Consider the following 23,224-nt stretch of genomic DNA (forward strand, 5'->3'; position numbering starts at 1 on the left):
CCGGCATCACTCCACGACCCGCCAGGTGATCTCCACCGTCGCGCCTGGCTCCAGCCCCGCCAACTCGGCCGACAGCTCGGCGGCGGCCCGCGCGGCGGTCGTCCGCCCCCCGCCGGAACGCCGCCGCCCCCGCCGCGCCCCCACCGAACCGGCCGGCGCGCCCACAGGCGACGCATCCACAGGCAGGGCGCCCACGGAAGGTGCACCCACGAACGGCGCACTCGCAGAGGGCGCGCCGACAGGTGGCGCGCTCATGGACGGTGCACCCACGGGCGGCGTGTCCGTGGGCGGCATGCCCAGAGGCGGCGCGTCCACGGACGACGCGCCCGCGAGCGGCGCACCCACAGGCGGCGCACCCGCGGGCGGCGCACCCGCGGGCGGCGCACCCGCGGGCGGCGTGCCCAGAGGTGGCGCACCCACAGAGGGCACACCCACGGGCGGCGTGCCCGGAGGTGGCGCACCCGTAGGAGGCCCGCCCACGGGCGGCGTGCTCAGAGGCGGCGCACCCACAGAGTGCGCACCCACGGACGGGGTACCCACGGGTGGCGTGCCCGCAGGAGGTGCGCTCACATGCGGCACGCCCGCGGGCGGCGCGCTCACGGGTGGCGCGTGCGGTGCGCTCGCCGGCGGCGCGGGTCTGCGCGTCTGGTTGCGCTTGATCAGCGCGTTGATCGCCGTCGGGACGCCGCGCAGCTCGTCGGCCAGCGGGACGGTCCGCTCGTCGGCGCGCGCCGCCCGCCGCAGGCGCTCCAGCAGTTCGTGCCCCTCGGGCCCGAGCCCCTTCGCCAGGTCGAGCGTGTCCCACGGCGCGAGGACGAGCGCCTGGGTCACGTGCTCGGCCCGCTTGACGGACGTCCCGTACCGCGCCGGTTCGACCGGGCCGAGGTCGAACCCGCCGAACACCTCGACCACGCGCTTGGCGCTGCCGCCCCGCTCCCGCGTCGCCTGGACCTCGTGCAGCAGGTCCAGGGCGCGGCGCGCGATGGCGAGCCGGCCGTCCTTGGCGTCGTCCAGCCCGAGGAACCCGGCGTGCTCCTCCAGTCGGCGCACCAGGTCCTCGGCGGACGTCCGGTACCGGCGGACGGCCTCGGCGACCGTGTCGGCGAAATGGTTGACGATCCGTCCGCGCCGCAGCACGGGCGCCTTCGCGCCGAAGATCTCCTCGTAGCGCTCCCGGGCCGCGTCCCAGACGTCCTCGGCGGGCAGCGGCTGGTCGCGCAGCGCGTCGGCGTTCTGGACGCGGCCGAGATCGGGCGGCGGCTCCAGCGGCGCGCCCGCCCGCACCCACACCCGGTCGTCGGTCTCGGCGAACGCCGCGATGACGAGGTCGGCGAGGAAGCCGGGCAGGCCGCGCGGTTCGGGCTCGTCCAGCCAGCCGCGCAGCGCGGCCACCGTGTGGTCGCCGGTGACGCCGTCGCGGCGGGCGAGTCGGCGGAAGTGGTCCGCCCAGCGGTGCGACAGCCGGAAGTAGACCTCCATCTGCTCGCCGAGTTCCAGCGGCGCGACGAGACGGTCCATGATCCTGCGGTCCTTGGGCGGGATCTCGGCGCGTCCGTCCTTGGCCTCGGCGGCGGCCCGGACGTGCGCGAGGACGGTGCGCGCCTCGGCCGGCCTCACGGCGACGCCGGTCCGGTTCGGGTCCAGGTCGGGGTGGGAGGGGAACTGGTGGGCGAGCAGGCGTCCGGCGACGTCCCGGAGCGCCTTGTCCAGCGGCTGGCCGATCGACAGCGGCAGGTCGCCGAGGTCGGGCAGCGCGACGAGATGGTCGCTGAAACTGGGATCGACGTCGGCCGGCTGCTTCTGCGCCAGCCCGTACGCCTGCCGGAACGCGGCGCGCAGCTGCTTGAGCAGCGCCTCCCGCTGCGACTCCAGCATGCCCTTCGCGCGGGCGCGGTCGTCGGCGTTCAGGTGGGCGGCGTAGTGGTGGTGGAAGCGCTGCTCGTCCTCCAGCGCCTTGTCGATCTTGACGAGCCGGCGGAAGTCCGCGTATCGCCGCGCCGACAGGTGCGTCGGCAGCCAGGCGAGCGTGCGGGTCGGCTCGCCCTGCCGCTCGCGCAGCTTGCGCATGCGGTCGACGTCCTCGGGCGGGCCGAAGTCGCCCTCGTCGTACGGCAGGTCGACGATGATGCGCCACTGGCCGGGCAGGGACGGCTGCATGTCGTGGTCGGGCAGCTCATCGGTGTCGGCGACGTTGCCGAACACGATCTCGACGGTCCGCTCGGTGCCGCGCCAGACGAAGGACAGCTCGTCGGCGCCCATCCGTCCGTCCTGCCGGGCCACGCCCAGTTCGGCCGCGAGCAGCCGCCGGATCAGCGACCTGCGGTTGCCGATGTTGTCGTTGACCTCGGAGTTGGCGATGACGCCGTCCACGTCGACGCCGTCCAGCTCCAGCCGGACGGTCGGCATCGCGTCGCTGCCGCCGACCTTGATCTCGGGGAACTGCGCGGCCCAGGTGCCGACCTTCGTCGCGATGATGCCGCGCTCGGCGTTGGGGATCGGCGACGTGACCACGCCGTGGTTGAGCGCGCCGAGCCGCCGGACGGTCAGGTCGTTGAGCGTCGGCACGCCCGGCGCGAGCGCGGACAGCAGCAGCGTGCAGACCAGCCGGTCGTCGGCGACGAACGACCGGCAGCGGCCCGCCAGGGTGGCGTCGGCGATGTCCTCGGGACGCCGCAGGTACCGCTCGACGTCGTCCTCCGTCACCTCGTTGGAGTTGAGGAGGTACGGACGCAGCTTGGTTCGGTACAGCTTGTCCGCGTTGTTGAAGATCACTTGCTGGGAGTCCACGAACGGCCGGTCGCCGCCCTGCGCGATCTCCGCGTACAGGTCGCCGAGCGGGACGAGGTCGCCGAGCCGCAGCCGGTCGCGGTGCTTGGCCAGCAGCTCGCCCATGAGCTTCAGCGCCGTCCGGTTGCGCTGGAGGGCGGCCGACAGGTGGACGAGCGTGTCCATGAACGCGGGCGAGAACGGATAGGTCAGGCGGAACGCGTCCTCGTCCGCGCCGGTGACGCTCTCGTCGGAGCCGAGCAGCATGTCCCAGACGCGGACGCCCTGCCGCTTGGTCCTGCGGAACGCCTCGTCGATCAGCTTCCGCGCGGCGTCGTCCTTCGGGCGCAGCAGGCGGCTGTGCGTGACCTGGGGGAGGTTGCGGTCCTCCAGGGTGATCTTGTCGAACCGTCCGGACGCCAGGTTCAGCGTGTCCTGGATCGACGTCTCCGCCGCGCCCGACATCTTCTCGCCGACGAGTTCGCGCAGGTCGCGCTGGCGGGCGATGAACGACACGATCGGGATCGCCCGGCGCGCGTCGCCGCCCTCCACGAAGTTGGTGATCTTCCCTGCTTCCAGTGTGGCGCGCTTTTCGTCGTTGATGAGCGTGGTCAACCAGAGGATCAGCTCGTCCAGGAAGAGGACGATGCCGTCGTAGCCGAGGGACTTGGCGTGCTCGGCGATGACGGTCAGGCCCGCGTCGAGCGAGATGAATCCGCCCTCGTCCTCGGCGGCGCTGCGGGTGAAGCCGGGGAAGAGCGTCGTGCCCGCGTCCTGGACGAGTTTCGCGCGCAGTTCGTGGGGGGCCGTGGGATGCGTCAGGTCGAGGCTTTCGACGCCGTCGACGTCGGCATAGTGCTCGGGCGCCGCCATCGCGATGTCGAGTTTCTCGGTGGTCCAGGTGAAGGAGTCGCCCCATTCGTCGTCCTCGCCGGCGTCCTCGGTGAGGCCGCCGATGACGGCGTCGTCGCCGAACCGCTCGCGCATCGCGCGGATGTCGGCGAAAAGGCCGTCCGTGCGGTAGACGGCCGGCAGCGGGACGTCGTCGCTGTGCAGCCTGCGGATGTGCTTGACATACCCGCCGAGCACGCGCTGCTCCATCGTCTTCGCGCCGAGCATGTGGTACGGCACCAGGAGAAACGTGCGCCCGTCCTCGGTGAGCCAGTCATGCCGGACGAGCAGCCGATCGAACTCCTCACGCTGCAACGCGGTCGGGTTCCCCGACAGCAACGCGAACAACACCGCCATGAAGTGCGACTTACCGGACCCGAACGAGCCGTGCAGATAGGCGGCCTTCGACGACCCACCGTCCAGCGCCGCCTTGATGAGCCCGAGCGCCTGGTCGAAGTTGTCCACCAGCCGGTCGGTGACGACATAGTCCGCCAGCGCCCGCTCCGCACCTTCGGGCGTGACGGCGTCGGCGAGCTTGAGGACGTAGTCCGAGGTGGAGATCGTCTCCTTGATGTCGATGACATCGTGCAGCAGGGGCGGCTCTGCCATCAGGTGTTCCTCCTCCTTCGGGACGGACTAGCGCTTCGCACGGCGCCCACGCGCCGCCGGAGGCCGCCAAGCCCGCAGGTCGTCGTCGGTAAGGCCGTGCTCGCCCTGCGTCTGGACGCGGTAGCCGGCAAAGAACGCGGCCGGGGAGCCGCCGTACAGGTCGTCGAATTCGTCATGCCACTGTTGGATCCACGGCTGAAGCTCCAGCAGCCCCGCGAGATAAGGCCGAATCTCCTCGCTGCTCAGATCCTGCTCAGCGATGTGGGCGGCAAGGGCCTGAGCCTGCTCCTTGTGATCCCACCCAGCCCAGCCGTAAAGGTTCGGCGTAGCAACGTTAGTTTCCCCATAAGAAATGAAACGCTCCTTAGGAACATCAAGCTTCCCCCGAGCCCGCCAGAACGACGGCCGCAAGAAATCCGCAGGCGCATACTTGGGCGGAACAGGCGTGGCATCCCGGATCCGCCTCTTGGCGATCTCGTCCGCGGCTGCGTCCTCCCGCCGCTGAAGATCCCAGACATGCTCCCAGTCCGCACGCTTCTTGAGCCCCGACGCCTTGTACCGCAACGCCGCAAGAAACGGCACATGCTCACCAGAAACGAGCTTGCCAACGACGCCCCGCAACTCCTCACGCGGCGCAAAAATAAGAGCAACAGAAACGAACTCGTCATCACGCGAAAGCATGTCCGCAAGCTGCGACAGCGTACGAATAACCGGCAACCCGTCCTCGAACCAGTACTCCCGACCCTCCATCCGATCAAGCAACCACCCTCGGAGAGCCTTGTCCTGCAGCGAGTCCCATCCCTCAGTGGCCCACCGCCGCTTGTACTCGGGCCGCTCGATCATCCCAATAGCGCGAGAGGACTCAATAGCGTCGATCCTCTTCTGCACAACCCGTCGATACCCCTCCGGCCACCGCTCAGGAATCTCAGTGATCGGCGTAGACCCATGCCGCCTGAACCACTCATCAGACGCCTCCCCCGCCTCAACCCGACGAGCAAGCACAATCTCAAACGCCCGCTCCCCCAACGCCAGCTCCGGCACATCGTCCTCAGCCGCCCGAAGGTCCTCAGGAAAAAGCTTGTACAGCGAGTACACCTGCCAGTCCAACTCTTCCTGCAACGCAATCATCCGAGCCCGAACTGATTTCCACCGAGCACGTTCATCGTCGAGAGAAACCGTATTCCAGCATCGCGCACTAGTCAAAAGACACGAAATCAACGCGGAAAAATCTTGCGCTAGCCGATCGAGTGCAGCAGCTATACCAAGAGGCCGCGCAGATGGAACTGGAAATTCCTGAAGCTTGGTACCAGTAAATTCATAGAAATCTTCAAAAGGAACAGTCGACTGTCGCGCGCCTAGTGAATCGACGGTACTGCCCTTGTTGTGGCTCACCTGCTTAAGCCAGAAGCAGGCCATAGAACTGTTCAGCAGCCCAAGTAGGCCTAGATGCTCCTCCTCGCCAGCCCTTTCGGAAAGTTTGATGACGGGAGCCGATTGTTTGAAAACTTTCCCACCACGATCCAGCACAAAATGGTTATGAGTGGCTACAAATGCAAAAGAAATCGACATCGGTGTTTCGTAAGCAGAATCCGTGTACTGCATATAATCCCACCAAGAGAGGCCCGCCTTTTCCATGTCACCTTGGAATGTGCGTCGCGCCTGAAGAATTCGCCGCAGAAACCACAACTCATCCTTAAGGCCGGCTACGGCATCACCCGAATATGGAAACCAGATAGACTCTTCCGGAGAACATCGCCAGTCACGAACAGCCTCACCGACGACGAGAGGGCGGAGGCTTTGGCCAGCAAACTTTGCAATATAAGATTCTCTCAGCGGACGAATATATGCCTCATCCGCACCCGCCCGGATGGCCCTTCCGATTGGAAGTGCCACAGTATGCGCCATAAGTGATCCTAGTTTATTTATTTGCTCAACCATTTCGAGTCCACCGTCCGCCAAAATCCATGGCTGCCGACCGAAGTAGCGCGTACGGTCGAGGTCATCCACCGATACCCAGCTATCCGCGTAGCCGGGAGAATCGATGTGCCGCACAATAGAACTCCACACCACTCCAGCCTCTGGAGAAGCGGGCAAGCTCGGCTCCCCCTGTACACTTCGGACCGTACGGATGGTTTTTCCGCGGTTTTTGCCTGATTGCGGGCGCCCTACCAGGATGACGGTCGGCGTGCCATGGCCGGGAATATAGGCACCAGAAGTGTCGATGACCTCAGTAAGCTCCACCTCATCTGCAAAAAACCTTTCGATCAGCTTGGTGCCGAACTCTCGCTTCATGAACGAGTTTGCAGTGATCTGGCCGACCATCCCGTAGCCGGATCCGTCAGGACGGCCGCGCTTCGCTAGCTCAAAGAACCGCTGCGCGAAAGGAACTGACATTGCATAGGTACCGGCACATGCGGGGTACAGTCCTCGATAGATTTCATTAAGCTTCTTATCTTTCACCGTGATGTACGGCGGGTTACCTACGACCACATGGTAGCGACCTTTTTCGAGAATCCTCGGAAATTCGTGTATATCTTCAGTCGCATACGAGTGACTCGCAATCGATTCGTCTTCTGCCTCTCCGACCAGAGTCACCTCGAGCTGGCGTTCTTTAATCAAAGAGTCGCCTACCGCAATCCGGATCGGCCATTCAAACTTGGCCGCCTCAGCTAGCGTACGGATGTCTGCGGCTGCCATCACAGCGACGAGTAGACGGAAGCGAGCAATAGCTACCGCAAACGGGTTGATGTCCACTCCGTGCACAGATTCCAGCGCTGCGTACACTCGCGCATACAAATCTTTTCCACGCGGGTTTTCTGCCCACAACCTAACCAGACGGCGAAAGGCGCCGAGTATAAAATGGCCCGAACCACAAGTCGGGTCGATCATTTTCAGGTTCTCGTAACCGAACTCTTCGAGCGCCGGTCTCATCGTCCGGTCGAGGATGAACTCTTCCAGGAACTCAGGCGTTTGGAGGAGGGCGTGTGTCTTACGGGCCGACTCCGACAAGTCCTGGTACAGGTCGCCAAGAAAGCGTGTGTCCCAGCCGGAAGTGCCGTCTTCGCCCAGCGGGTCGGTGAAATCATGGATAAGCCTGCCGTCCTCATCGCGGCGGCGCCAGAAGTCCGCTAGTAGGCGAGCCGCATCGTGCGAGATCGGGATTTGGTAAAGCGGATTATGGTCGCGGTTGAAAAGTAGCTTCCCTGCCTGGCCCTGACCTAGTTCTGCAAACGCTTTTTCCAGCCAGCCCCGGTAGGTGGGATTATCATCCGACTCGACGAAATTTTCGTACCCGGCTTGCGCAACGTCGTGCCGGTCCTGGCCGGGTGCGGTCAGGTACGGCTGGGGAATCAGTCCATTGTCTTCGCAGAACCTGACGAATACTGTTCCGAGTACCCACGCGACTCCGGCTTGCGTGATTCGCTCGGCCAACCAGGACGAAAAATTTGCGGCAGTTCGATTTAACCGAACCGCTATTTCATGCTCGACCTTCAATCGCTGCGCTATTCCTGGTAGATTCACCACCTGCGACGCCAGGTCGGCTTCGACCGCTCCAACCTGCTTTTTTAGATCACTTAGCAGCAACTTTCGCTCAATCATGCGCTCTGCCCAATACCCGGAGATCCACACGCGGATCTGTGCGCATTTTCGATCCAAGAGTCGTTTAGTTCAACCCACTCGGAGAGCGCAGGTTGGTAGGGGACTGCGCGGCGGCCTAGGCGGGGTTCGCGGGCTGGGTCGCTTTGCGGGCACAGGAGCCATAGGCCGCGATTTCCTGATCGTGCTGCGTCTGCCACGCGGGAGAGCGTGTCCATTGCGTTGTAGCGGGCGAACACTGCGGCATCGGTCAGGATGATCGGGCCTTTTCCTGATGCCAGGAGGTTGCGTAGATGGGGTTCTACTCTGCCTAGTGCGGTTGTTGTGTACTCGGCGAACTTGTGTGCGGACTTTTCGTTCGGTTCGGCGGCGTCGGCTCGCAGGATCGTTTCCCAGGTCGGCCTGCGTCCTGGGGCGGTGAGGCTGCGCAGGGCGTCCAGGAACAGGCGCGTCGCGGATACTGGGGTGCCGCCGAACCGGCCGCCTGGGGTGTTCTGCTGGTCTGGGGTGTCGGTGGAGCGGCCTGTTAGTTCTTTGAGCGCTTCTGGGAACAGCATCATTCGGACGGTCAGGACGCGGAAACCGTCGCGTGAGGCTGCGTCGGCGAGTTGGTCCTCGGCTCGTGCTGCTGCGGCCAATGCGGGGTCGCTGTGGTAGCGGGTTATCCGGGTGGCGGCGGTGGGGCCGCGTCGGAGGTTGCTCGCCCAGCTTGTTGAGCGATCGTCCAGGTCTGCGGGGAGGTAACGCGTCTGGCCCGTGTCCGCGTGGGTGCCCAGCTTGAGGTTGAAGCCGGCTTCGGCTAGTTCCTTCGTCAGGGGTGGGCCGGTTGGGAGGGAACGGCCTCCGGTGATCTCGGGGAAGCGCGCCAGGACTCGTTCGTGGATCTGCTCGGCGGTGAGTCCCGGCTGCTGGCTGGACGGCCTTCCCGGTACCAGCGAGACCAGGCCAGCCTGGGTCAGGCGTAGGGCTCTTACGAGCGGTAGGTCGCGTGGGTAGATCTCCAGGCGGGGGGTTGCAGCGGCGTTCGAGGCTGCGGCGGCGGCGATCTGTACCAGCCTTGCGTCTTCCCACGTGATGGTGCCGGGTGGACGGGTGATGGCGTTGAGTTCGGCCAGGACGGTCGTCGCCGTCGGGATGCTGTCCAGTTTTGCCAGGCGGTCGGCGACCTTGCCCAGGCGCTGCGCGTAGTCGAGGAGGCCTGGTGCTGATGGGGTGTCCGGGTCGTCGGTGTTGCGTACTTCGAGTGCCAGCAGGCCCGCCGCTACGGCCGGGTCGGTCGCGCGGCGGTTGGCGACGTGGCGGAACTCGGCCGCGTCCGGGTTGATCTGTTCCACCTCGATCACCGCGCGGACGGCGGCCAGGGCCATCGCGCGTCGGTTCGTTCCTACCTGCCAGGTGCCTCGGACGCGGACCAGAACGTCGGCGATCTCGGCTACCGATGCGATTCGGTCGTGTTCTTCTAGCAGTTCGATTACTTGGGCTCGCAGGTCTCGAACTTCTGGCGCCTTCTTCCAGCGGGCGCGTTGGGCTTTGAGCATCTGCGGGACGCGGCCGGTGCTCAGACCGATCTGCTCGGCCACCTCCCGCTGGTTCGGCCATGCCGGGATGTCGGCCGGCTCGCCTTGCTCGTCGGGGATGCGCAGCAGGAGGCGCACCATCTCGCGTTCGTTGCGGTTGACGCCGTTCGTTCGCAGTTCCGGGACGAAAAGTGCGACGAGCGGGTCCAGGCTCAGCGATCTCAGCGCGGCGTCCGCGGTGTCGGTTCCGGCTACGCGCTTGTCGGCCGATTCGGTTTCGGCGCGTTCGCGGCGGGCGTCGGCGCGGCCTTCGCTGGAGATCGGGGACGGGACGCTCCGGCCGAGGCGGTCGCCCCATTCGCGCTGGCGGCGCTGGATCTCGGTCCGGGTCTTCGGGCCCATTCCGCGTGCGTTGACGAGCGTGCGCTGGGAGTAGTCCAGCAGGTCGCCGACCGTCGTCAGGCCCAGGCCGAACAGGATGGACTGGGCTACCTCCGACAGGCCCGACGAGGCCAGGTTCGTGTCGCGGGTCGCTACCTCGGCCAGCCGGTCGCGCAGCTGCTCGACCGTCTCGGTTTCTTCGGCCTCCGCGCCGATCGGGGTGGACGGAGTGGTGCTGCGGGCGTCCAGGAACACGCGGCGCCACATGTCCCGCATCGGCTTGAGGTCGCTGAAGCGTTCGCCGACGTCCCGGTGCAGCGCCTTCTGGAAGAACGTCGTCAGGCCGTCCCGGATCGCCGGGTCGAACGCCTCGGTCGCGATGGTGGGGAACGGCCACTCGTCCGCGTCGGTCTGCGTTGCGACGACCCGGCCGCCGCCCCATTCCGGCATTTCTCGTGACGCCATGTAGTGCAAGGTCACGGCTAGTGAGTAGCGCTCGGCGTGTCCGTCGTAGGACGAGCGGGTGATGGAGCCGAGGAACGGGTCAAGGTAGCCATCGGTGCCCGACTCGATCTCGTTGGCGGGTAGGCCGGCGTGGGAGAAGTCGATGAGCAGGAGTTCTTTTGAGCGGTTGCGGCGCACGCGGATGGCGATGTTGTCGGGCTTGAGGTCGCGGTGCCAGATTCCTTCGCTCTCCAGGGAGTCCACGGCGGCGAAGAGGTAGTCGCCGTAGGATTCGAGCTGGTCGACCGGCAGTCGGCCGTGCGCTTGGATCTGGCGGCCGACGGTCTCATAGCGGAAGCGGGACGGTTTGCTTCCCGTGCCGGAGTCGTCGTCGAGGCCGCGCTCGTCGCCGACGTACTCGATCACCAGGACCGTCCGGCCTCCGATGACCTGCGGTTCGGGCTCGATCAGGCGGATGATCCCCGTGGCGGAGTCCAGCCGTCCCATCACCTCGGCCTCGCGGCGGAGCATTTCGGCGGCCTGATCCGTTACCGCCGCCTTCAGCACGGCGTACGGTCGTGAGCCGCGCCGCGCGGGGTCGTGCGCGAGGTCCCGGACGAGCAGCGCGAGTCCCGTGGCGCCGCGGCCCAGCTTGCGGCGGACCTCCCAGCGGTCGGCCAGGACGTCGCCCGTCACCGCGTCCAGCGGGTCCTTGTCCGGCTCGTTCTTGCGCACCGGGTCGTCGGACGGACGTGTCAGCGCCTCCTCGACCACGTCGAGCAGGCCCAAAAACTCATCGACCGTCGACGGTCGTTCGTCGGGGTTCCGGTGCGTGGCCTGGTGGATGAAGTCGTCCAGGTCGGCGCCCAGGTCGTCCAGCACGGCGCTCGGCCGCAGGCCGCCGGACGCCTCCAGCCGCCCGATCACGTCCGACTGGCTCGCGCCGGGCGCCTGGCCGGTCACCAGCAGGTAGGCGAGCGCGCCGAGGCCGTAGACGTCGATCATCACCGGGTCGGGGCGCAGGGCCGTCAGCTCGGGCGCCAGGTACGGCTCGGCGTCGTCCGCGACGGGGAACGACGACAGGGAGGACGGGACGAGCCGCGACATCCTCCGGCCCCGCGCCAGGGCGATCTGCCACTCGGAGATCTGCAGCCGGGGCTTGAGCCAGGCCGCGTCGCCCGTCGGGTCGGTGCCGTCGTCCGCGCACGGAACGACGTGGACGGATCCGGCCGCGAGCGCTCGGTGCCACACGCGCGAGATATGTGCGGACCGGACGGCGTCGGCGAGCTGGCGCACCAGGCCCAGCCGGTCCAGCAGGTCGAGCCGGTCGCCGTACCGGGCGAGGTAGTCGTCCAGTCGGAGCGTTCCCGGCGTGTAGTCGAAAGCGAGCGCCGGGCCGGCGCGGTGTCCGGACACGTAGAAGTCGCGGAACTGGACGACGCCCGGGTGCCGGAACCGGCGCAGGACGGCCGCCTCCCGGCGCGCGACCGCTTCGACGGACTCGACCGGCTCGTCCCTGCGCAGATAGATGCGGATGCGCGCCGGGTCCTCCAGGTCGCCGTGCCGGGCGGCATAGTCGACCCAGCCCGGACCGGTGTCCAGCGGCTTACCGTGCATTCGGTATGGGCCGACGTTGAAATTGGCGAGGCTTTTCTTGATTCCGACCCGACCCAGCGCCTCTTTGATCCTCTTGGCACCCGGTCCGTCAATATGGCGCCGACCGTCACGGCGCCGTTCGTTCAGCGCCTCGACCAGCGCGTCCGCGCCGAGATGAACCCCGTTCCGGTCATTCTCGGGGAGGTCGATCCGCAGCGACTTCTCCGTGAAGCACACCGCAGGAGAGACCCACGCCTTCTCCCCCTTTCTGCGGATCAGCCCGGCCAGTTCCTTGGACTTCTGGTCCACCAGATGGAAAGGGTTGCCGTGGTACTGCTCCGACCCGGACGGCCTTACCTGCACCCAGGTTCCGCCGTCGAACTTCAGTCGGCCGTGCCAGTTCTTCAGTTCGACCATGACGAGCCCGCTCGGCGTGATGACCAGCAGGTCGACCTCGCGGACCCGGCCCTGCGGGGAGGTGAAGGAGAAGTTCGACCACGCGTACCAGGGGTCGGCGTCGGGCAGCAGCGCGCGGATCGCTTCGAGCCCACGGCGTTCGTGATCGAACTCCGACTCGGTGACCGTCGTCCACCGGCCCTCGCGCATACAGCCGCCCATCTATGTCATAATTGACAAAAGTGTGACAAAGGGTCCGCGTTGGCGAGCGGATCATAGCAATGCGATGTCAACAAAGGCCGATATGTCGACCGGCAGCGGACAAATTTGCCGATCAGGTTGCTCGATGGGACGCCTTATGCTTCCCCGCCGTCGGCAGCGAGATCGGGGTGGCCAGAAGGTACGGAAGCGTGACTGCCACCGGCGCGGCGGGTGGGCTTGGATTGTTCTCATGGGATCAGCGGAGCGTTATCCGTTCTGGGCCGGAGCAGGGGAAATAGCGCCTGAATTCGTCCGGCGGCTGCGGGCGGCGCCGCTGGACGCCGTCGAGCTGCCGAGCGGTGACCGGGCGTGGCTCGCCGTGCGGTACGACGACGTCGCCGCGGTGCTCGCGAGCCGCGCCTTCACCCGGAACCTCACCTATCCGGGCGCGCCGCGCGTCGCGGCGGACTTCGACGTCTCCGATCTCCCCGGCGCGATCCTCAACCTGGATCCGCCGGAGCACACGCGGGTGCGCAAGCTCGTGTCCGGCGCGTTCACGCCCCGGCTGGTCGAGCGGCAGCGGCCCCGGATCCGGGCCGTCTGCGCGGAGCTGCTGGACGGGATGGCCAACCCCGCCGACCTCATCGACGCCTTCGCGTTCCCCATGCCGATGCTGGTCATCTGCGAGATGCTCGACGTCCCCCGCACCGACCTGGACCGGTTCCGCGACTGGTCCAGCGCGTACGTGTCGCTGTCGGCGCATCCGCTGGAGGAGCGCGTCGCCGCGCTCGAACAGCTCCAGGAGTACGCGCGCGAGATGATCCGGCGGCAGCGGGACGCGCCCGGCGACGGGCTGCTCGGCGCGCTGATCCGCGCCCGCGACGAGGAGGACCGGCTCAGCGAGGACGAACTCGTCCTCATGACGTTCAGCCTCATCGTCGCCGGGCACGAGGCGACCACGGCGGCGCTGTCCAGGGGCGTGTTCCGGCTGCTCGTGACCGGCCGGTACGCGGACCTCGCGGACGATCCGGGCCGCGTGCCGGCCGCCGTCGAGGAGATCCTGCGCCACGACCCGCCCGCCGACGCCGCGTTCCTGCGCGTCGCGACCGAGGACGTGGATCTGCCGTCCGGACGGGTCCGCGCCGGGGAGGCCGTCCTCGCCGTCACGTCCGCCGCCGACCGGGACCCGGCGCGGTTCGACCGGCCGGACGCGTTCGACATTGCCCGGCCCGCCGTCGACCACCTCGCGTTCGGGCGCGGCCCGCACTACTGCCTCGGCGCGAACCTGGCGCGCGCCGAACTCCAGATCGCGCTGACCGAGCTGGTCACGCGGTTCCCCCGGCTGCGGCTCGCCGTCCCGCCCGGCTCGATCGCGTGGCGCACGGGGTCGCTCATGCTCGGCCCGACGACGCTTCCGGTCGAGTACTGAGCGATCGGTGCGCCCGGCAGGTTGGGAACGTTCCATGCCCGTGCCGTGGCGGTCACCCTGGGAGCGCATTTCGGCGGAACTACAGCACGTGTTCGGACGTCGCATCTTTGTCCGGGACGCCGCCCCAGGCCGCCGCGAAGGGAGGTCGGCTACCAGTACGAATGCGCCCCGGTGAGGGTTTTTTACTAACTCTTTGCATTAGAGTGGGCCAAAGAGGCAACCCAGTGGGGGCTGGGACGCCAGAACGGGGACGAGCGTGGTGGGACACTCCAGGCGAACGACCGGTTTCTGGCACCCCGCGCTGTTCTACCGGGGAGAGGCGCAGTTCCTCGACGGCTGCCTCCCGTTCGTCCGGGACGGCGTCCTCGCGGGCGACCCGGTGGCCGTCGCGGTCCCCGGGGCAAGGCTCGCGCTGCTGCAGAAGGCGCTCCGCGCGGAGATCGGCCGAGACGCCGACCGCGTCCGCTTCCTCGACATGGGCCGCGCGGGACGCAACCCCGCGTGGATCATCCCCGGCGTCCTGCGCGACTTCGCCGACCGTCACCCGCACGAGCGCGTCCGGATCATCGGCGAGCCGATCTGGCACGGCCGCTCCGAGCTGGAGTACCCGGCCTGCGCGCAGCACGAGGCGCTGATCAACATGGCCTTCACCGGCCGGGACGTCGCGATCCTCTGCCCCTACGACGCCGACGGCCTGGACGGGCGCGCGCTCGCCGACGCGGCCCGCACCCACCCCGTCCTCCTCGACCACGACGCCGAGTGGGACAGCGACGACTACGCCCCCGAGGCCGTGGTGGACGGCTACAACCGTCCGCTCCCGCCCGCCCCCGCCGACGCCCCGAACCTCCCGTTCGACTGGGACGCGTTCGAGCGCTGCCGCGCCTTCGCCCTCGACCGCGCGGCGGCGGCCGGGCTGAGCGACGAGCGCGGACGCGACGCCGAGCTGGCCGTGAGCGAGCTGGTCGCGAACTCGATCGTCCACGGCGGCGGCACCGGCGTTCTCGCCGCGTGGCGGGAACAAGACCTCGCGGTGTTCGAGGTCCGCGACAGCGGGCACATCGCCGATCCGCTGGCCGGACGGCGCCCGGCGGACCCGCTGACGCCCGGCGGACGCGGGATCCTGCTGGTCAACCGGATGGCGGACCTGGTGCGCGTCCACACGACCGCCGCCGGGACGACCGTCCGGATCTTCTTCGCGCGCTGAACCGTCAGAGCAGGTCGGGCCAGCGCGCGGCGACCTCGTCGACGAGGCGGCGCAGGTCCTGGTCGCGGGCGCGGTCGGCGATGAGCACGACGTCCCCGGCGTCCACCACGAGCAGGTCGCGCACGCCGAGCAGCGCGTAGCGGCGGTCGCCGGACAGGACGCGGCAGCCCGCGGCGTCGACCGCGACGACGGCGCCGGACGCGCCGGGGAAGTCCGTCCACGAGCCGATGTCGTTCCAGCGGAAGCGCGCCGGGACGAGCAGCACCCGCCCGTCCGCCGCGGCGGGCTCCACGAGCGCGGGTTCGGCGGCGACGCGCGGCAGGTCGTCCCAGGTCCTGGCGCCCTTCAGCACCGGGAGGAGATAGCGCGCGTGGTCGCGGACGAGCCCCCCGAACGTCGCCGCCCGGAACGCCATGATCGCCGTGTTCCAGTAGAAGCCGCCCGCCGCGAGGTAGGAGGCGGCGGTCGCGAGATCCGGCTTCTCGTGGAACGCCGCGACCGGGCGGGCGCCGGCGCCGCCGCCGGGGGCGTGCGCGTAGCCGTAGGCGGTCGCCGGACGGTCCGGGACGACCCCGACGCAGACCAGCGCGCCGTCCGCCGCCGCGCGGACGGCCTCCCCGAGGACGTCCCGCCAGGTCTGCGCGCCGGACGCGATGAGCTGGTCGGCGGGCATGGACACCACGACCGCGCCGGGATCGTCCACCGACGCGACGCCGAACGCGACGGCCGCCGCCGTGTCCCGGGCGAGCGGTTCCACGAGCACGCGCGTCACGCCGAACGGCGCGGCGAGCGCGCGGACGTCGGCGGCGTGCGCGCGTCCCGTCACGATCCGGACGTTCTCGGGATCGGCGAGCTGCACCGCCCGGGCCAGCACGTTCGCCAGCGGCGGCTGCCCGGTGCCGGGGTCGAGCAGGAACTTCGGGCGATGTTCCCGGCTGAGCGGCCACAGCCGGGTCCCGGCGCCGCCCGCGAGGACGACGACGTGCACGGTCACGCGGCGTCCCGGACCAGGGCCAGCGCGGGCAGCGGCCCGGCGAGCAGCCCGGCCAGCCGCCGCCGGGTCGCGGCGACGTCCAGCGCGGCGTCGGCCCACTCGTCCACGACGCCGATCGACAGCGCCCCGGCGAGCCGCCGCAGGTCGACGGGCGGGACGGGCTGGCCGCCGGTCTGCGCCTGCGTCCCGTTCGCGAGGACGGTCACGAGCACCGGCAGGCGCCGCAGGGCCGTGTCCAGCAGCGATTCCATGCCACTGTGCAGCAGCGCATAGTCGCCGATGACACCGATCGCGGGCCGTCCGGTCCGGGCCGCGCCGCCCGCGACCGCGACGGCGGACCCGAGGCCGAGCGCGACCTCGGCGGCCGAGTACGGCGGGTAGCAGAGGCGGATGGACGAGCCGACGTCGGCGGCGACGAAGACGTCCAGCCCGGCGAGCGCCGCGTAGAGGGTGGCGTAGCGGCGCGGCGGCGGCTGGTCGTCCGGTTTGCGCGCGATGTCGGTCCAGGCGCCGGGCGGGTCGGCCCAGGCGCGGCGCAGCAGCGCGGGCGACAGCGAGCCCTCGGGCGGCAGATGGCCGGTGAGCCGACCGCGCACCCGCGTCCGGTCGGCGGCGCCCTCGCGGATCAGGTGCTCGGCGAACGGCAGCGGCTCCTCCACGACGAGCACGCGGGCGTGCCGGTCGGCGAACGCGACGGCCGCCGCGGGCAGCGGCCAGCCCGCCCGGACGCGGAGCGTGCAGCATCCGTCGTCGGCGACGTGCCGCTGGGCCGCGCCGATCGCGATGACGGCGTCGTCGCAGGTCGTCGAGCACGCGGCGGTGGCGTGGCCGTCCACCTCGGCCTGGACGGCGGGCTGGACGACCAGGCGCCGGTGCTGGTGGCGGCCCAGTTTCGTCAGCCGGTGCGCGACGACCGGGTCCACCCGCCGGCCCGCGTCCGCCGGATCCGGCCCTGGACGCCCGGGCCGTGCCGCCGCCATCGAACGCCGGTCCGCGTCCGCCGGACCGGGCCGCCCCTGCACCCGGCCGCCGGAACAGTCGGCGTGCAGCGCGGACGTCACCCGGACGATGACCGGCACGCCCGTCCGCTCCGAGAGCGCGAACGCGTCGCGCACCGCCGCGCGCGCGTCGTCCGGCCCCGCCGGGTCCAGAACGGGCACCCCGGCGAGACGCCCGAGCGCCCGCGAGTCGTTGAGCGTCGTGGACGCGGCGGCGTCGAGATCATCCCCGGACACCACGACGAGCCCGGCCCCGATGCCGTGGACGGCCGCGTTCGCGAGCGGGTCCAGCGCCGCCGCGAGCCCGTTGTGCTTCATCACCGCGCAGGACCGGACCCCCGCCGCCGACAGCCCGACGGCCGACTCGACGGCACTTTTCTCCCCGACCGCCCACTCGAAGTCCGGCAGCCCGCTCAGCGTCTCGGCGAGGTGCGTGACCGGCCGTCCGGCGACCGCGAGGACGCGCCCGGTCGCACCGGCGACGGCCGCCGCGACGTCGAGGCAGGTGGCGGGGGTCGTCGGGGGTTCCATCGGGCCTCCGCGTCACGCGCCGGGACGAGCGTTGTCCCGAATAAAACATCTCCTGACGTGAAAGGGAACCCCTCCTGACTGGTTTCATCAAGTCCGAAGACGGCCCCGCACCGCGCGGTGCGGGGCCGGGTGTTCAGTCGCGGTCGCCCGCGCAGGCGCCCACGTTCTGGTTGCCGACGAGGTTGATCGGGATCGCCAGCAGGGCCGCGTCGCTGCAGTTGCCGCCGTGCCCGTGCCCGGCCACCTCGGCCCGCGCCGGGACCGCCGCGAGCACTGCGCTCAGCGCGAGGGCCGTCACGCCCGCCGCCAGCGCGGACGTCCACCGGTTCGCCATGGGGAGACTCCTTTCCTTCGGACTGACGTTCGCGAGATGCCCGCGCGCACGGACGGCAATCGCGTCGTCACGCGGAGTTCGACGCCGGGCAAGTGACCGGTGACCGGCCCGCGACGCGCCTTTTCGGGCAGGCGGCAATCCGGTGGGGCGACAGATTCGGCTTTCCCGGCAGGGGTAGGTTCCGGCCAAGGAGGATCTTGGATGAACGCACCGCCGCGCACGGTCGCGCTCGTGACCGGCGCCGACCGCGGCAGGGGACGGGAGATCGCCCGGCGGCTCGCCGAGCGGGGTCAGCACGTCCTGCTCGGCGCGTCCGAGGTGGAACCGGCCACGGCCGCGGCGCTGGAGCTGAGCGCCGAGGGGCTGGACGTCCGTCCGCTGCTGCTGGACACGGCCGACCCGGGCGGGGTCGCCGCCGCGGCCGACGCGGTGGCGTCCGGGTACGGGCGGCTGGACGTGCTGGTCAACAGCGCGGGCGTCACCGGCGACCGGGCGTTCGACGAGCTGGACGAGGACGAGCTGCGCCGGTCCCTGGAGGTCAACGTGCTCGGAACGTTCCGGGTGACGCGGGCGCTGCTCCCGCTGCTGCTGCGGTCCCCGGCGGGACGGGTCGTCAACGCGTCCGCCGGGCCGGGCGCGGCGCGCACCCCCGCCGCCGACGTGTCGCGGGCCGCGCTGGACGTCCTGACGCTGGAGTACGCCAAGGCGCTGCGCGGCACGCACGTCAAGGTGAACGCGGTCGCGCCGGACCGGCCGGACGTCGCGGCGGTCGCCGTCCGGCTCGCCACGCTGGACGCCGCGGGACCGACCGGCGAGATCCACGGATGAGCGGGCCGCTCGCCGACTTCCTGTTCGAGATCGGCCTGCTCAAGCGCTACAAGCGGACGGGCTGGCTCGTCGCGGGCGTCGCCGACCCCGAGAGCATCGCCGACCATTCGATGCGGACGGCCGTGATCGCCGCCGTCCTCGCCGTCCTGGAGGGCGCGAATCCGGACCGCGCCGCGCTGCTCGCCCTTTTCCACGACACGCAGGAGACGCGGCTCACGGATCTGCCGTATCTGTCGCGTCCGTACGTGACGAAGGCCGGCAACGAAGAGGTCACCGCGGATCAGACGCGCGCCCTCCCGGACGTTCTGGCCGCCTTTCTCGGGACGGCCGTCGGCGAGTACGAGGGAAAGGCGAGCCCGGAGGCCGTGTGCGCCCGGGACGCCGACAAGCTCGAATGCCTGCTCCAGGCCGTCGAATACCGGAGCCAGGGCAATCGGAACGTCCAGCCGTGGATCGACACCTCGCTCGCGCAGCTCACCACCGACACGGCGAAGCGCATCGCGGAAAGCGCGCTGGAGACCGGCTGCCTGGACTGGCTCGCCCGGGCGCTGGGCCGGGACTAGAACGCGCCGATGCCCCCGTCCACGGCGAGATAGGCGCCGTGCACGTAATCGGCGTCGTCCGAGACCAGGAACGCGACCGCCCCGGCGATGTCGCGCGGTTCCCCGATGCGCCGGGACGGAACGGTCTTCGCGAACGCCTCCCCGGTGACGGCGAGCATGTCGCGCGTGCCCTCGGTGGTGATCGCGCCCGGGCTGACGGTGTTGACGCGGATTCCCGACGGCGCGTACTCGGCCGTCCACGACTGCGTCAGGTTGTTCAATGCGGCCTTGCTGGACGCGTAGGCGACGACGTCCTTCGCCGCCTGCCGCGAGACGACCGTGCTGATGTTGACGATCGCGCCGCCGCCCCGCTCGGCCATTTCCGGCGCGAGCGCGGCGACCAGGAAGAACGGCGCCTTCACGTTGACGGCGTAGATGGCGTCGAAGACCTCCTCGGTCGTGTCGGCGACCGGCAGGAACGGGAAGATGCCCGCGTTGTTGACCAGGACGTCGACCCGCCCGGTGACCGCGAGCGCGGCCCGCGCCAGGGCGGCCGGGCCGCCGGGGGCGGCGAGGTCGGCGGCCACGAAGTCGGCCGCGCCGCCCGCGGCGCGCAGCGCCTCGACCGCCCGCGCGCCGCGTTCGGCGTCGCGGCCGGAGACGATGACGTGCGCGCCGCGCTCGGCGAGGACTTCGGCGACGGCGCGGCCGATGCCGCTCGTGGAGCCGGTCACGAGGGCGGTCTTGCCGGTGAGAGAGGACACGGAACTCCCCGGGAGAGTGGACGGACTGTGTCGGAAATATCAGCGCGAAGTGGGAAAGGCCACGCCCGGTCCCGACACAGTCCTCTTCCGGTCAGGCCGCGGTGAAGCCGCCGTCCGCGGTGAGGTTGGCGCCGTGGACGAACCCGGCCTCGTCCGCGGCGAGGAACGCGACGGCCGCGGCGACGTCGCGCGGTTCGCCGAGCCGGCCCGCCGGGATGCGCGCCTCGAACGTCTCCCGGTTGGCGCTGAGGAGGTCGCGTGCGCCCTCGGTGACGATCGGGCCGGGGCTGACGGTGTTGACGCGCACGCCCGACGGCGCGAACTCGATCGTCCACGACCGCGAGAGGTTGTCGAGCGCGGCCTTGCTGAGGGCGTAGACGACGGCGTCCTTGGAGCCCTTGGTCGCGACGACGGAGCTGATGTTGACGATCGCGCCGCCGCCCCGCTCGGCCATCTTCGGCGCGAGTTCGGCGACGAGAACGAACGGCGCCTTCACGTTGACGGCGTAGACGCTGTCCAGAATCTCCTCGGTGGTGCCGGCGGTCGGCGCGAACGGGAAGATGCCCGCGTTGTTGACCAGGACGTCGATCCGCCCGGTGACCGCGGACGCCTCGCGGGCGAGCGTGCGGGCGCCGTCGGTCGAGGTGAGGTCGGCGGCGACGAAATCGGCCTTGCCGCCCGCCGCGCGGATGGCCTCGACCGCCTGCGCGCCGCGTCCGGCGTCCCGGCCGGAGACGATGACGTGCGCGCCGCGCTCGGCGAGCACGTCGGCGACGGCGCGGCCGATGCCGCTGGTGGAGCCGGTCACGAGGGCGGTCTTGCCGGTGAGCGAAGAGGACACGGAGGACTCCCCAGTAGTTGGAATGACCTTTCCAGGAGTACCAGGGCCGAGATTGGAATGTCAATTCCAGTCCGGGTAAGATCGAGGGCATGAGCGCCGCCGAGCCACGCCTGACCGCCCCCGGGCGCCGCACGCGCGAGCGCATCGTCGAGACGGCCGCCGAGCTGATCTTCCACAAGGGCGTCGCGGGGACGAGCATCCCCGACATCCAGCAGGCCGCCGGGGTCAGCGCGTCGCAGATCTACCACTACTTCAAGGACAAGCAGGGCCTCGTCCGCGCGGTGATCGAGTACCGGACCGAGCGGGCGCTCGTCCACCAGGGCCCGCTGCTGGAAACGGTGGAGAGCCTGGCGGACCTGCGCGCGTGGTCCGACGCCGCCGTGGCGATCCAGGACGGACGCGAGTGCGCCGGCGGCTGCGAGGTCGGGTCGCTCGCCAGCGAACTGGCCGAGTCCTGCCCGGAGACGCGCACCGCGCTGGCCGCCTCGTTCGAGCGCTGGGAGGAGCCGATCCGCGTCGCCCTCGCCCGGTTGCGCGAGCGCGGCGAGCTGCGGGCGGACGCCGACCCGCACGATCTCGCGACCGTCCTGCTCGCCGCGCTCCAGGGCGGGCTGCTGCTCACCCAGGTGCGGCGCACGTCGCATCCGCTGCGGACCGCGCTGGACGGCGCGCTCGCCTACATCGCGACGTTCGCGCCGTAGGTCAGCGCTCGGCGGGCGTCCCGGCGGCCATCTCGACGCGGCGCGTCGTCCTTACGGCTGCGAGCATCCGCCGGTCGTGCGTGACCAGCAGCAACGTGCCGGTGTAGGAGTCGAGCGCGGACTCCAGCTGCTCGATCGCGGGCAGGTCCAGATGGTTGGTCGGCTCGTCCAGGACGAGCAGGTTCACGCCGCGTCCCTGGAGCAGCGCGAGAGCGGCGCGCGTCCGCTCGCCGGGCGACAGGCTCGCGGCCGGACGCGTCACGTGGTCGGCGCGCAGGCCGAACTTGGCGAGCAGCGTCCGGACGTCGGCGGGCGAGGTCTCCGGGACGGCCGAACGAAACGCGTCCAGCAGGCTCTCGCCGCCGTGGAACAGCGCGCGGGCCTGGTCGATCTCGCCGACGACGACGCCGGGGCCGAGCGCGGCCGTCCCCGCGTCCAGCGGGACGCGGCCGAGCAGCGCGCCGAGCAGCGTCGACTTCCCCGACCCGTTCGCGCCGGTGATCGCGACGCGGTCCGCCCAGTCGATCTGCAGCGTCGCCGGGCCGAACGTGAAGTCGCCGCGCTTCACCACGGCGTCGCGCAGCGTCGCCACGACCGCGCCCGAGCGGGGCGCGGCGGCGATGTGCATCCGCAGCTCCCACTCCTTGCGCGGCTCCTCGACCGCCTCCAGCCGCTCGATCATCCGCTCGGACTGCCGGACCTTCGACGCCTGCTTCTCCGTCGCCTCGGCGCGGAACTTCTTGCCGATCTTGTCGTTGTCGGTGCTCTTGCGGCGCGCGTTGCGGACGCCCTTGTCCATCCAGTTGCGCTGCGTCCGCGCCCGGTCCTCCAGCGCGGCGCGGCGGTCGGCGTACTCCTCGTAGTTCTCGCGGGCGTGCCGCCGCGCCACCGCGCGTTCCTCCAGGTAGGACGCGTAACCGCCGCCGAACAGGGTGATCTGCTGCTGCGCCAGGTCCAGTTCCAGGATCTTGGTGGCGGTGCGGGTGAGGAACTCGCGGTCGTGGCTGACGACGACCACGCCCGCGCGCAGGCCCTGGACGAACTCCTCCAGCCGCGCGAGGCCGTCCAGGTCGAGGTCGTTGGTGGGCTCGTCCAGCAGGAACACGTCGTGCCGGGACAGCAGCAGCGACGCCAGCCCCGCCCGCGCCGCCTGCCCGCCCGACAGCGCGGTCATCGGGGTGTCGAGGTCGACGGCCAGGCCGAGCGAGGCGGCGACGGCCTCGGCGCGGTCGTCCAGGTCCGCGCCGCCGAGGCCGAGCCAGCGCTCCAGGCTCTCGGCGTAGGCGTCGCCCGCGCCGGGGGCGTCGTCCACCAGGGCCTGCGTCGCCGCGTCCATGGCCTCCTGAGCCGCGGCGACGCCCGTCCGGCGCGCCAGGAACGCCCGGACGGTCTCGCCCTCGCGCCGCTGCGCCTCCTGCGGCAGGTGCCCCACGACGGCGGACGGCGGCGACAGGCGCACCTCGCCGTCCTCGGGCGGCACGAGGCCCGCGAGGATCTTCAGCAGCGTGGACTTCCCGGCGCCGTTGGCCCCGACGAGCCCGATCACGTCCCCCGGCGCCACCACGAGGTCGAGACCGCTGAACAGCGCGCGGTCGCCATGACCCGCGGCGAGATTCTTGACTACGAGCGTCCCGGACATCAGCCCGATCGTAGGCGACGC

At 70.1% G+C, this 23,224-nt stretch carries 14 protein-coding genes; 5 read left to right on the forward strand and 9 right to left on the reverse strand.

Features of this window, described 5'->3' with window-relative positions; genetic code table 11:
• Positions 1-6: 6 nt before the first annotated feature.
• The 3 genes from pglY to pglW are packed head-to-tail and all read right to left on the reverse strand — an operon-like array spanning position 7 to position 12,419.
• Positions 7-4,266: a BREX-2 system ATPase PglY gene (pglY, locus tag GQ466_RS13650; protein ID WP_161103223.1), complete on the reverse strand. Its 4,260-nt coding sequence runs from the start codon at positions 4,264-4,266 to the stop codon at positions 7-9.
• Between the two features lie 27 nt (positions 4,267-4,293).
• Positions 4,294-7,866, reverse strand: coding sequence for a BREX-2 system adenine-specific DNA-methyltransferase PglX (gene pglX / locus GQ466_RS13655; protein ID WP_161103224.1), 3,573 nt, complete (start codon positions 7,864-7,866; stop codon positions 4,294-4,296).
• Entirely contained in the window at positions 7,863-12,419 is a 4,557-nt protein-coding gene (pglW, locus tag GQ466_RS13660; protein ID WP_202420423.1) for a BREX system serine/threonine kinase PglW, read from the reverse strand. The genes pglX and pglW overlap by 4 nt, the downstream gene beginning before the upstream one ends.
• A 229-nt stretch (positions 12,420-12,648) precedes the next feature.
• On the opposite strand from pglW, the gene GQ466_RS13665 reads away from it, so the two are divergent.
• Positions 12,649-13,827: a cytochrome P450 gene (locus GQ466_RS13665; protein WP_161103225.1), complete on the forward strand. Its 1,179-nt coding sequence runs from the start codon at positions 12,649-12,651 to the stop codon at positions 13,825-13,827.
• 259 nt (positions 13,828-14,086) lie between these two features.
• Positions 14,087-15,031, forward strand: coding sequence for an anti-sigma factor RsbA family regulatory protein (locus tag GQ466_RS13670; RefSeq protein WP_161103226.1), 945 nt, complete (start codon positions 14,087-14,089; stop codon positions 15,029-15,031).
• A gap of 4 nt (positions 15,032-15,035) precedes the next feature.
• On the opposite strand, the gene GQ466_RS13675 is transcribed toward GQ466_RS13670, so the two are convergent.
• The 3 genes from GQ466_RS13675 to GQ466_RS13685 all read right to left on the reverse strand — a co-directional run bounded on the left by GQ466_RS13675 (position 15,036) and on the right by GQ466_RS13685 (position 17,888).
• Positions 15,036-16,025: a sugar phosphate nucleotidyltransferase gene (locus GQ466_RS13675; RefSeq protein ID WP_161103227.1), complete on the reverse strand. Its 990-nt coding sequence runs from the start codon at positions 16,023-16,025 to the stop codon at positions 15,036-15,038.
• Positions 16,022-17,554, reverse strand: coding sequence for a thiamine pyrophosphate-dependent enzyme (locus GQ466_RS13680; RefSeq protein WP_161103228.1), 1,533 nt, complete (start codon positions 17,552-17,554; stop codon positions 16,022-16,024). Before GQ466_RS13680 ends, GQ466_RS13675 begins: the two co-directional genes overlap by 4 nt.
• 133 nt (positions 17,555-17,687) lie before the next feature.
• Positions 17,688-17,888, reverse strand: coding sequence for a hypothetical protein (locus tag GQ466_RS13685; RefSeq protein WP_161103229.1), 201 nt, complete (start codon positions 17,886-17,888; stop codon positions 17,688-17,690).
• Between the two features lie 201 nt (positions 17,889-18,089).
• Between GQ466_RS13685 and GQ466_RS13690 the strand changes: the two genes are divergently transcribed.
• Both GQ466_RS13690 and GQ466_RS13695 read left to right on the forward strand, forming a co-directional pair.
• Positions 18,090-18,716, forward strand: coding sequence for an SDR family NAD(P)-dependent oxidoreductase (locus GQ466_RS13690; RefSeq protein ID WP_161103230.1), 627 nt, complete (start codon positions 18,090-18,092; stop codon positions 18,714-18,716).
• The gene (locus GQ466_RS13695) at positions 18,713-19,279 is read left to right on the forward strand and encodes an HD domain-containing protein (protein WP_161103231.1); all 567 of its coding nucleotides are present in this window, start codon (positions 18,713-18,715) and stop codon (positions 19,277-19,279) included. Before GQ466_RS13690 ends, GQ466_RS13695 begins: the two co-directional genes overlap by 4 nt.
• Here the strand turns inward: GQ466_RS13695 and GQ466_RS13700 are convergent.
• Both GQ466_RS13700 and GQ466_RS13705 read right to left on the reverse strand, forming a co-directional pair.
• Positions 19,276-20,022, reverse strand: coding sequence for a glucose 1-dehydrogenase (locus GQ466_RS13700; RefSeq protein ID WP_161103232.1), 747 nt, complete (start codon positions 20,020-20,022; stop codon positions 19,276-19,278). The genes GQ466_RS13695 and GQ466_RS13700 overlap by 4 nt on opposite strands.
• A 91-nt stretch (positions 20,023-20,113) precedes the next feature.
• Positions 20,114-20,863 carry a glucose 1-dehydrogenase gene (locus GQ466_RS13705; protein WP_161103233.1) on the reverse strand — a complete coding sequence of 250 codons (750 nt, stop codon included), beginning with the start codon at positions 20,861-20,863 and terminating at the stop codon, positions 20,114-20,116.
• Between the two features lie 89 nt (positions 20,864-20,952).
• Here GQ466_RS13705 and GQ466_RS13710 point away from each other — a divergent pair, with 89 nt between their 5' ends.
• Positions 20,953-21,564: a TetR/AcrR family transcriptional regulator gene (locus GQ466_RS13710; protein WP_161103234.1), complete on the forward strand. Its 612-nt coding sequence runs from the start codon at positions 20,953-20,955 to the stop codon at positions 21,562-21,564.
• Position 21,565: 1 nt separating this feature from the next.
• On the opposite strand, the gene abc-f is transcribed toward GQ466_RS13710, so the two are convergent.
• Positions 21,566-23,203 carry a ribosomal protection-like ABC-F family protein gene (gene abc-f / locus GQ466_RS13715; protein ID WP_161103235.1) on the reverse strand — a complete coding sequence of 546 codons (1,638 nt, stop codon included), beginning with the start codon at positions 23,201-23,203 and terminating at the stop codon, positions 21,566-21,568.
• Positions 23,204-23,224: the final 21 nt, after the last annotated feature.

The sequence above is a fragment of the Actinomadura rayongensis genome (assembly GCF_009831215.1).
GTDB lineage: Bacteria > Actinomycetota > Actinomycetes > Streptosporangiales > Streptosporangiaceae > Spirillospora > Spirillospora rayongensis.

Bases quoted from the DNA above. Each gene is read 5' to 3' on its own strand.
- GQ466_RS13710 (WP_161103234.1), top strand. From the start codon at position 20,953: ATGAGCGCCGCCGAGCCACGCCTGACCGCCCCCGGGCGCCGCACGCGC.
- GQ466_RS13695 (WP_161103231.1), top strand. From the start codon at position 18,713: ATGAGCGGGCCGCTCGCCGACTTCCTGTTCGAGATCGGCCTGCTCAAG.
- abc-f (WP_161103235.1), bottom strand. From the start codon at position 23,203: ATGTCCGGGACGCTCGTAGTCAAGAATCTCGCCGCGGGTCATGGCGAC.
- GQ466_RS13665 (WP_161103225.1), top strand. From the start codon at position 12,649: ATGGGATCAGCGGAGCGTTATCCGTTCTGGGCCGGAGCAGGGGAAATA.
- pglX (WP_161103224.1), bottom strand. From the start codon at position 7,866: ATGATTGAGCGAAAGTTGCTGCTAAGTGATCTAAAAAAGCAGGTTGGA.
- GQ466_RS13690 (WP_161103230.1), top strand. From the start codon at position 18,090: ATGAACGCACCGCCGCGCACGGTCGCGCTCGTGACCGGCGCCGACCGC.
- pglY (WP_161103223.1), bottom strand. From the start codon at position 4,266: ATGGCAGAGCCGCCCCTGCTGCACGATGTCATCGACATCAAGGAGACG.
- GQ466_RS13680 (WP_161103228.1), bottom strand. From the start codon at position 17,554: ATGGAACCCCCGACGACCCCCGCCACCTGCCTCGACGTCGCGGCGGCC.
- pglW (WP_202420423.1), bottom strand. From the start codon at position 12,419: ATGGGCGGCTGTATGCGCGAGGGCCGGTGGACGACGGTCACCGAGTCG.
- GQ466_RS13685 (WP_161103229.1), bottom strand. From the start codon at position 17,888: ATGGCGAACCGGTGGACGTCCGCGCTGGCGGCGGGCGTGACGGCCCTC.